The sequence below is a fragment of the Zavarzinia marina genome (assembly GCF_021568905.1).
GTDB classification, from domain to species: Bacteria; Pseudomonadota; Alphaproteobacteria; order Zavarziniales; family Zavarziniaceae; genus Zavarzinia; species Zavarzinia marina.
In genome coordinates, this window is record NZ_JAKGSB010000012.1 from 22,755 (window position 1) to 30,126 (window position 7,372).

Genomic DNA, 7,372 nt, shown 5'->3' on the forward strand with positions numbered 1-7,372 from the left:
TCCTCTCGATATCCGATACGACCGGGGCGCCGCTTCGCCATTTTTTATGGCGAGGCGGTTTCCCCCGGCCCCGTCCGCGCCATAGGATGGGCCATGCGTACCGTTTCCATGGCCTATCGGCTGCGCCGGCGCCTCCGGCCCTCCTTCTCCCTCTGGATGTCGTCGAAGCTCTGGCGCCGGCGGCTGGTGTTCTGGCTCGGCGCCGTGATCACCGGCCTCGTCTGTGTCGGTTTCGCCTATGCCGCCGAATATGCCTTCGACCTCTTCCTGCTGGCGCAGGCGGAATATTCCTGGGCCGGGCTGGTGCTCACGCCGCTCGGCTTCGGGCTCTGTGTGTTCCTCTTGCTGCGCTTCTTCCAGGGGGGCGAGGGCAGCGGCATTCCCCAGGCGATCGCCGCCCGCGCCATCGAAGCCCCGTCGCTGCGCAACCGCCTGCTGTCGCTGCGCATCGGTATCGGCAAGATCGTGCTGACCACATTGGCGCTCGGTTTCGGCGCCTCGGTCGGGCGCGAGGGGCCTTCGGTCCAGGTCGGCGCCTCGATCATGCTGACGTGCAGCCGCTTCGCCGGTCTCGGCCGGATGCGCGGCGTCATCCTGGCGGGCAGTGCCGCCGGCGTCGCCGCCGCCTTCAACACGCCGCTGGCCGGGATCATCTTCGCCATCGAGGAGATGAGCAAATCCTTCGAGAAGCGGGTCTCGACCCTGATCATGAGCGCCGTCCTGATCGCCGCCGGCGCCGCCGCCCTGATCCATGGCACCGGCTCCTACTTCGGGCGCACCAATGCCGCCCTCGTCGAATGGCAGGACTGGCTGGCGGTGCCCCTGCTGGGCGTGCTCGGCGGCATCGCCGGGGCCGGCTTCGCGCGCGGCATGATCGCCCAGGCCAAGTTGGTGCCCAAGCTGCTGCACGGCTGGATCGCGCGCCACCGGGTGCTCTTCGCCATGGGCTGCGGCCTTGCGGTCGCGCTGATCGGCTATGTCTCGGGCGCGCCGATCAACGGCACCGGCTATGACGAGGCCAAGGCGGCGCTGGACGGCACGCTGGAGGAGCCATGGCTCTTCGCCCTGGTGAAGCTGGCGGCCAATCTGATCACCCAGGCCAGCGGCATCGCCGGTGGCATCTTCGCGCCGACGCTGGCGGTTGGGGCCGGTCTCGGCGCCGCGGTCGGCGACCTGCTGCCGGGCATTCCGGCCGGCGCGGTCGCCGCGCTCGGCATGGTGGCGCTGTTCTCGGGTGCCTTGCAGGCGCCGATCACCGGCTTCGTCATCGTCTTCGAGATGACCGACAATCACGCCATGGTGATCCCGCTGATGGCGGTCGCGGTCATCGCCGCCGGCATCTCGCGCCTGCTCTGCCCGCAGCCGCTCTATCACGCCCTGGCGGGCGTCTTCATCGACCGTCTGCGGGCCCTCGCGGTGGCGCCGAAGCCGGTCGTGAAGAAGGAGGCGAAGAAGGAAGAGGCGGGATCAGCGCCGGCCGCGCCGCCGCCGACACCGCCCGGCTGAGCGGGGCCAGGGTGCCGGCGGCCAGCCTGCTCACCTGCCAGTAGAGCGGCGTGTCGAAGGCGAGCCCCGGCACCAGCTCGACCAGCCGCCCCGCGCGCAGGTGATCAGCCACCAGCGGCGCCGGGTTCAGGCCCCAGCCCATGCCCGCCAGCGCCGCATCGACGAAGCCCCGCGTCGTCGGCAGCCAGTGGCAGGGCAGGGCGATGTCCTCGCCCACCGCCAGCGCCGCCCAGCGATGCTGCAGCCGGTCCTTCGGATTGAAGGCCAGCGCGGGGGCGCGGGCCAGCGCGGCGGCCGTCACGCCGTGCGGAAAATGACGCGCCATGAAGGCCGGGCTCGCCGTCGCGTGATAGCGAAGGGCGCCCAGAGCCCGGCAGCGGCAGCCCTGCACCGCCTCGCCATGGCCGGTCACGGCCGCCAGCACCTCGCCCCGGCGCAGGCGTGCCGCCGTATGGTCCTGATCGTCGACCTGGAGGTTCAGCAGGTGCCCGGTGGCACCGGCGAAATCGGCGGCGGCGGCGACGAACCAGGTGTCGAGACTGTCGGCATTCACCGCGACCGGCAGGGAGACGCGCGGCGTTTCGCCCGCCCCGCCCGCCAGCGCCGGCAGGCGATCGAACAGCCCGGCTTCGAGAAGGCCGACGCGCTCGACATGGCGGCACAGGTGGTGGCCCGCCGCCGTTGCCGTGCAGGGCTGGCCGCGCACCACCAGTGCCGTGCCGAGGCGCGTCTCCAGACCCTTCACCCGTTGCGAGACGGCGGAGGGGGTGACGCCCAGGGCCTCGGCCGCGCGTTCGAAACTGCCGTGTTCGACCACCGCCGCCACGGCCGCCAGGGCCGGATAATCCAGCATCGAATTAGCCGATCTAATGAAAGATAATTTTCTTTAAATAGACTGATCATCCGCCGGCGTCTACCTGTGGCCCCGACGAACGGGAGGAGAGGGCGGTGGCGGCGGTTTTCGCGACGGGCTTCGGGGCGGGTTTCAGCCTCATATTGGCGATCGGGGCGCAGAATGCCTTCGTGCTGCGTCAGGGCTTGCGGCGCGAGCATGTCCTGGCCGTCTGCCTCGTCTGCGCCTTGGCGGATGCGCTGCTCATCACCCTGGGCATCACCAGCCTGGGCCGGGTGCAGGCGGTGCTGCCCTGGGCCGCGCCCGTGCTGCGCTATGGCGGAGCGGCCTTCCTGATCGTCTATGCGCTGCGCAGCCTGCGCTCGGCCTTCGGCCCGGATCATGCCCTGCGGGCGGCGGAAGGAACCGTCGCGGTGCCGCTCGCCCGGGTGCTCGCGACCTGCCTCGTGCTGACCTTCGCCAATCCCCATGTCTATCTCGACACGGTCGTCCTGCTCGGCACCATCTCGACGCGCTTTCCGGGCGACGAATTCTGGTTCGGCCTGGGGGCCACCAGCGCGTCCTTCGTCTTCTTCTTCTCGCTCGGCTTCGGCGCGCGGCTGCTGGCGCCCCTGTTCGCCCGGCCGTCGGCCTGGCGCGTGCTCGACGGCGTGGTCGCCGCGATCATGGCCCTGATCGCGGCGCGGCTGCTGTTCGGGGATTAAGCGTGCAGGCGGGCGTGGAGCCGGTCGCGCAGGGCGGTGTCGAGGCCCAGGATCTCGCTGGCATAAGTGTCCAGACCGCCGTGGCGGTCCGCGATCGCATCCAGCGCCGCCTCGAGATAGGAGGCATGGACGCTGGCCATGGCGCGCATGATGTCGGGATCGACGGCGGCGGCATCGACGTTCTGGCGGATCAGCCATTTGCTGCTGGCCGCCTCCAAGGCCGCCAGCGCTTCGAGCGAGCGCATGTATTCGGCCAGAATGTCGTCGCGGTGGACGCCCAGCATGTGCTGGGTCAGGGCGACCAGCAGCCCCGTGCGGTCCTTTCCGGCGGTGCAATGGATCAGCACCGCGCCCTCCACCGCCGCCAGGGCCTTGAAGAAGGCGGCGAAGAGTTGCGTCCTGTCGGGGGAGAAGGGGGCGTGGCGGTAATATTCGACCATCACCGCCCGCCCGTCGCCGGTGCCGGCGATCCCGGTCAGCAGGCCGTTCAGATGGGCGGCATCGCCCCCGCCGTCGCCTTCGGTCGCCAGCACGCGGCCGCGAAAGCCCTCCGGCAGGCGCGAGGGTTCGCGCCGCCGCTCCGCCGGGTGGCGCAGGTCGACGACGAGACCGAGGTCGAGGGCATGGAGATCCGCCACACCGTCGTCGGTCAATTCGGCAAGCCCGGCGGAGCGATAGAGACGCTCCCGCGCGACCTTGCGGCCATGCGCCGTGTCATAGCCGCCGAAGTCGCGGAAATTGGTCAGGCCCCGGACGGTCCTGGTCATGGTCTTCCTCCTCGATCCGATGGTCCGGTGATCGCCCGTTCGGAAGGCGAAGGCAAGAGACACTTGCGGGTCAATCTCCCGACCCCCTCACCACGTCGTCCCGACGCAGGCCGGGACGACGCTGGGGGGACTCAGTCCGCCAGGGCCTTGCCGGCCAGTTCGGCGACGTTCCGCGACAGGCCGGGGTGGGCCAGGATGCGTTCCAGTTCGGCCCGCATCAGGGCGCCGAGTTCCGGCTTGTAGCGGCGCCAGCCGCCCAGCGGTTCGAGAAGGCGGGCGGCGATCTGGGGATTGAAGCCGTCGACGGTCAGGATCTCGTCCGCCAGGAAGCGATAGCCGGAACCGTCCACCGCATGGAAGGCGACGGCGTTGAACTGGGTGAAGGCGCCGATCAGGGCGCGCAGCCGGTTCGGCGTGCGGCGGTCGAAATCCGGGTGCCCGGTCAGGGCCTTCACCTTGTCCAGGGCATCGGGCGCCGGCGAGCGGGCCTGGAGCGCGAACCATTTGTCGATCACCAGGGGCTCGGTCTTCCAGCGTTCGTAAAAGGCGGCGACGGCGCTGTCGTAATCCGGCCCGCCGATCGTCATCAGGGCCGACAGGCCGCCCAGCGCCTGGGTCATGTCCGCCGCCGCGCCGACATGGGCGCGCGCCCGCGCCGCATCGGCCGGGGTGCCGGCCGTCGCCAGCAAATCGAGGGCGGCATTGCGCAGCGCGCGGCGCCCGGCGCTCTCGGCGTCGGGGGAGAAATCGCCCTGGGGCGCCAGATCGTCGTGCAGCCGTTCCAGCAGCGGGCGCAGGCGGACGGCGGCGGTGCGGCGCAGGGTCTCGCGCGCGTCGCGGATGGCGGCGGGATCGGCGGGGCGCATCACCTGGGCCAGATCCTGTTCGCTCGGCGGCGACAGCAGCAGCGCCTTGAACGCCGGCTCCGCCCGCTGATCCTCGAGGGCGCGGCCGAGGGCATCGGCATAACGCGCCTCGCCCGCCTCGTCGGGCGCGCCTTCGGCCCGGGCCAGGATCAGGTCGCGCGCCAGCGCCTGGCCGGCCTCGAAGCGGTTGAACAGGTCGGGATCGTCGGCGAGACGGATGAAGCGATGCTCGTCCGGCTCCACCACGGTCAGCACCACGGGGGCCGAGAAGCCACGCAGCGCCGACAGCACGGGCCGCGCCGTCACGCCCTCGAGGCGGATTTCCTGTTCAGCGTCCTCGATCAGCAGGGTGGTCTCGGTCACCGGGGCCTTGCCGCCCGGGGCGGTGAAGGGCAGCACGCGCCCCTCCTCGTCCAGAAGACCCAGACGGACGGGCACCGGCAGCGGCCGCTTCTCGGCCTGGCCCGGCGTCGGCGCGGTGTCCTGGGCGATGCGGAGCGTGACACTCTCGCCGTCCCAATCGGGAACGATGCGGACTTCCGGCGTGCCGGCCTGACGGTACCACGCCAGGACACCCGAGAGGTCGCGCCCGGTCACATCCTCGAAGGCGGACAGCCAATCCTCCACCGTCACCGCCTGACCGTCGAACCGCTCGAAATAGCGGTCGGTGGCGTGGCGGTAATCGTCCTCGCCGACGATGGTCTTCAACAGGCGGCAGATTTCCGCGCCCTTCTCATAGACCGTGGCGGTATAGAAATTGTCGATCTTCAGATATTGCTCCGGCCTTGCGGGATGGGCCAGGGGACCGGCGTCCTCCGGGAACTGGCGGGCGCGAAGGGCGCGCACGTCCTTGATCCGCTGCACGGCGGCGCCGCGCTGATCGGCGCTGAACGACTGGTCGCGGAAGACCGTGAGACCTTCCTTGACGCAGAGCTGGAACCAGTCGCGGCAGGTGATGCGGTTGCCGGTCCAATTGTGGAAATATTCATGGGCGACCACGCTTTCGATCCGCTCGTAGTCGAGGTCTGTCGCGGTCGCCGGATCGGCGAGAAGGAGGGAGGCGTTGAAGATGTTCAGCCCCTTGTTCTCCATCGCCCCCATGTTGAAGTCGCGGACGGCGACGATCATGAACAGGTCCAGGTCGTATTCCCGGCCATAGGCATCCTCGTCCCATTTCATGGAACGCTTCAGGGCATCCATGGCATAGGCGACGCGCGGTCCCTGGCCGGGGTCGGTATAGAGCCGGAGGTCGACCCGGCGGTTGGACGCGGTGATGAAATGATCCGCCACCATGTCCAGATTGCCGGCGACCAGGGCGAAGAGATAGGAGGGCTTGGGGAAGGGATCCTCCCAAACCGCGAAATGGGTTTCGCCGTCCAATTCCCCTTGTTCGATCAGATTGCCGTTCGAGAGCAGATGGCCATATGTCCGGGGCGCCTCGATCCGCACGCGATAGCGGCTCAGCACGTCGGGCCGGTCCGGGAACCAGGTGATACGGCGGAAACCCTCCGCCTCGCATTGGGTGTAGAAACGCCCGCCCGACATATAGAGCCCTTCGAGGGCCTTATTGCTCTCGGGATCGATCTCGACCACGGTTTCCAGCGTGAAGCGGTCGGGCACCTCGGGGATGGTCAGGGTCTCGTCGGTCCGGGTGAAATCGCCGTCGCCCAGGGCGCGGCCGTCGAGGCTGACGGAGCGGGTGGTCAGTTGCTTGCCGTCCAGCACCAGGGGCGCGCCGGGATCGCCGTTGCGGCGCAGGTTCAGCCGGGCGCGCACCTCGGTCGCCTGCGGCGACAGCTTGAATTCGAGCGCGATGTCGTCCACCAGGAAGGCGGGCGGGCGATAATCCGCGAGGCGGACGGGGACGGGGATTTCGGTCTTCATGATCTTCCCTAGGTAAGCCCTGTCCGGCCCGGTGGAAAGGGGGAGACGGGATGAAGAATGCGGTTCCGGCAATCGCCGTCACCCTGGTCGCGGCCAGGGCGCGGAACGGCGTGATCGGCGGCGACGGCGGCCTGCCCTGGTCCATGCCCGGGGATCTGGCCCATTTCAAGGCGCTGACCATGGGGCACCCCCTGATCATGGGCCGACGCACCCATCTCTCGATCGGCCGGCCGCTGCCGGGAAGGCCCACGATCGTGCTGAGCCGGGATTCGAGCTTTGCCGCCGATGGTGTCGAAACCGTGGCGGATCTGGACACCGCCATCGCCCGCGGGCGCGAAATCGCGCGGGATCTCGGTGCCGATGCCGTCATGGTGATCGGCGGCGCCGAGGTCTTCGCCGTCGCCCTGCCTGTCGCCGACCGGCTGATACTCTCCGAACTCGATCTCGACGCGGTGGGCGACGTTCATTTCCCGCCGTTTTCCACCGGGGATTGGCGCGAGACGGCGCGGCGTCACTACCCGCGCGGCCCGGGTGACGACGCCGCTTTCGACGTCGTCACCCATGAGAGGCGGCGGGCGTAACGCGTCGAGGTCCCCCCCTAGTCCGCATAGACGATGTCTTGACTTGTGTGTGTGGGCAGTTTGGCGACATGAGAACAGCCGGCCTCGAGTTGGCGGGGGAAGGAAAGCGGGGACGAGCCATGGACGGCACGAGCGAAGTCGAGACCATCATTCCGTCGGAGGACGAGATCCGCGCCCGTGCGCGTGCGCTGGTGCCGTTCCTGAAGGAACG

General features: G+C 69.5%; 6 protein-coding genes. 3 read left to right on the forward strand and 3 right to left on the reverse strand.

Annotated features, from left to right (window positions below):
* Positions 1–93 precede the first annotated feature (93 nt).
* Positions 94–1,506 (forward strand): chloride channel protein, encoded by a 1,413-nt coding sequence (locus L2U69_RS19000; protein WP_236108706.1) that lies wholly within the window; start codon positions 94–96, stop codon positions 1,504–1,506.
* Here L2U69_RS19000 and L2U69_RS19005 read toward each other — a convergent pair.
* On the reverse strand, positions 1,391–2,359 hold the full coding sequence (locus tag L2U69_RS19005; RefSeq protein WP_236108707.1) for a LysR family transcriptional regulator ArgP: 969 nt from the start codon (positions 2,357–2,359) through the stop codon (positions 1,391–1,393). The genes L2U69_RS19000 and L2U69_RS19005 overlap by 116 nt on opposite strands.
* A 95-nt stretch (positions 2,360–2,454) precedes the next feature.
* Here L2U69_RS19005 and L2U69_RS19010 point away from each other — a divergent pair, with 95 nt between their 5' ends.
* The gene (locus tag L2U69_RS19010) at positions 2,455–3,063 is read left to right on the forward strand and encodes a LysE/ArgO family amino acid transporter (RefSeq protein ID WP_236108708.1); all 609 of its coding nucleotides are present in this window, start codon (positions 2,455–2,457) and stop codon (positions 3,061–3,063) included.
* On the opposite strand, the gene L2U69_RS19015 is transcribed toward L2U69_RS19010, so the two are convergent.
* Positions 3,060–3,830: a tyrosine-protein phosphatase gene (locus L2U69_RS19015; protein ID WP_236108709.1), complete on the reverse strand. Its 771-nt coding sequence runs from the start codon at positions 3,828–3,830 to the stop codon at positions 3,060–3,062. The genes L2U69_RS19010 and L2U69_RS19015 overlap by 4 nt on opposite strands.
* A gap of 131 nt (positions 3,831–3,961) precedes the next feature.
* A complete protein-coding gene (pepN, locus tag L2U69_RS19020) occupies positions 3,962–6,580 on the reverse strand; it encodes an aminopeptidase N (RefSeq protein WP_236108710.1) in 2,619 nt (872 codons plus the stop codon).
* A 50-nt stretch (positions 6,581–6,630) separates the two neighbouring features.
* Between pepN and L2U69_RS19025 the strand changes: the two genes are divergently transcribed.
* Positions 6,631–7,161 carry a dihydrofolate reductase gene (locus L2U69_RS19025; protein WP_236108711.1) on the forward strand — a complete coding sequence of 177 codons (531 nt, stop codon included), beginning with the start codon at positions 6,631–6,633 and terminating at the stop codon, positions 7,159–7,161.
* The last annotated feature ends 211 nt before the right edge of the window (positions 7,162–7,372 follow it).